Consider the following 2,265-nt stretch of genomic DNA (forward strand, 5'->3'; position numbering starts at 1 on the left):
ACGAACACGCCGTATCAACAGAAACCGCAGGACCCTCCAACCCGAGAACGTAGGACACCCGGCCGGAAGCGACACTGACCGACTTTCCAGTGAGCAGATATCCCTCGAACTCATGAGGCGCTTCGTGGAGGCGGGCGGCGTACTCCTGATGAGTCAGTCCGGAATAGACACCGGTGCGACTGCCCCGCAATCCCTCCGGGTCGATGCCGGCGCGCTCCAGTGCCTCCCAGGACGTCTCCAGCAGCAGACGCTGCTGGGGATCCATGGCCAAGGCCTCGCGGGGGGAGATCCCGAAGAACTCGGCGTCGAAGAACCCCGCGTCATACACGAACCCTCCGTCGCGCACATACGACTTCCCCGCCGCGCCGGGGGTAGGGTCGAAGAAGGAGTCGACGTCCCAGCCCCGGTCGTCGGGGGCGGGACCGATGACGTCGGCCTTGTTCAGCAGCAGTTCCCAGAGCTTCTCGGGGGTGTCCGCCCCGCCGGGGTAGCGGCAGGCCATGCCGACGATCGCGATCGGTTCGTCGACAGGCCCGAGGCCGGTCGCCATCGGGACGACGGGTTCGGGGGTGGCGCCGGTGAGGGCCTCCTCCACGAACGAGGCCAGAGCCGATGGGCTCGGGTGGTCGAAGACGACGGTGGACGGCAGGGTGAGCCCGGTCGTGGTGTTCAAGCGGTTGCGCAGTTCCAGCGCGGTGAGCGAGTCGAACCCCGCAGCCTTGAAGGCCCGGCCGGGGGTGACCGCCTCCACGGTGTCATGGCCGAGGACGGCCGCCGCTTCCCTGCGCACCAGTTGCAGCAGGACCTGCTGCCGTTCCGACTCGGACATGCCCACCACGCGCTGCGCCAGGCCGGAGGTCTCCGCTGCGGCGTCGGCCCGGCGGGCGTCGAGCGCGCTCTTGGCCTCGGGAACACCGTCGAAGAGCCGGCCGGGCCGCAGGTCGGCGAGTCGGGGGGCGAAGTCCGCCCAGTCGACATCGGCGACGGTCACGCAGACGTCGTCGCGGTCAAGGGCCCGCTGGAGGGCGCGGATGCCGCCGTCCGGGTCCATGGCGGTGATGCCGCGTCGGTTCAGGTTCCGCTCCCCGACCCCCTCAGCCATGCCGCCGCCAGCCCACAGTCCCCAGGCGATGGCGGTGGCGGGGAGGCCGGCGGCGCGGCGCTGCTCGGCGAGTACGTCCAGGGACGCGTTGGCTGCGGCGTAGGCCGCCTGGCCGCCGTTGCCCCAGACCCCGGTGATGGATGAGAAGAGGACGAAGGCATCGAGGTCCCGGTGTCGGGTGAGTTCGTCGAGGAGCAGTGCGGCCTCCGCCTTCGGGCGGAACACCGCCTCGACCTGGGCGAGGGTGAGGGTGTCCAGCACACCGTCGTGGAGGGCGCCGGCGGTGTGAAAGACGGCGGTCGGCGGGTGAGCCTCCAGGAGGGTGGCGAGCGCGGCGCGGTCGGACACGTCACACGCGACGATGGTCACCGCCGCGCCTAGCGCCAGCAGATCCGCTTCCAACTCGACCGCACCGGGGGCCTGGGCACCCCGCCGGCTGATGAGGACCAGGTGCTCGGCACCGGTGCGGGCGAGCCAGCGCGCCACCTGCGCGCCCAATGCTCCCGTACCGCCGGTGACCAGGACCGTGCCACGGGGGCGCCACTCCCGGCGAGGGGTGTCCGAGGCGCGCGTCACCCGTCGCCCGTAGACCCCGGAGCCGCGTACCGCGATCTGGTCCTCGCCCTCTCCTCCGGCCACCGCGCTGGCCAGGTGGTCCAGGGCCCGGGAGTCCGGTTCCCGCGGCAGGTCGACCAGACCACCCCAGCGGTCGGGCAGTTCCAGGGCGGCCACCTGGCCGAGCGCCCACACCTGCGCGCCGGCCGCGTCGGGCACCTCCCGGGACGTCACGCCGACCGCCGCCCGGGTCACGGTCCACAGCGGCACGTCGAGGCCCGCGTCACCGGCGGCCTGCACCAATGCCAGCGAGGCGGCTACGCCCTGCGCGATGGACGGGTGGTCGGGGTGGGTACCGGGTACCAGCCCGAGCAGGGACACGACGCCTGCCAGGGTGGTCGCGCCGTCGCCCATGGTGGCGAGCAGGTCGGCGAGGCGGGTACGGCTGCCGAGCGGATCCAGACTCAGCAGCTCGACCTCGGCACCCCGACGGGAGAGTGCCGCGGTGATGTCGGCGGCCAGAGCCGACCCGGCCGTCGCGGGGTCGGCCACCAGCAGCCAGCGTCCGGTGAGCCACCGAGGGCTACCGACCGGAAGCGGCTTCCAGG

The 2,265-nt window shown here is 72.5% G+C and carries 1 protein-coding gene; it reads right to left on the bottom strand.

The genetic code is table 11. From position 1 onward, the window contains the following. Positions 1 to 2,209, bottom strand: a 2,209-nt coding sequence (locus ACFHWS_RS28385) for a type I polyketide synthase (protein WP_416569564.1), incomplete at its 3' end; no start/stop codon positions are given. Positions 2,210 to 2,265 lie beyond the last annotated feature (56 nt).

The organism is Micromonospora sp. LOL_013, assembly GCF_048060315.1.
In the GTDB taxonomy this organism is placed as follows: Bacteria; Actinomycetota; Actinomycetes; order Mycobacteriales; family Micromonosporaceae; genus Micromonospora_E.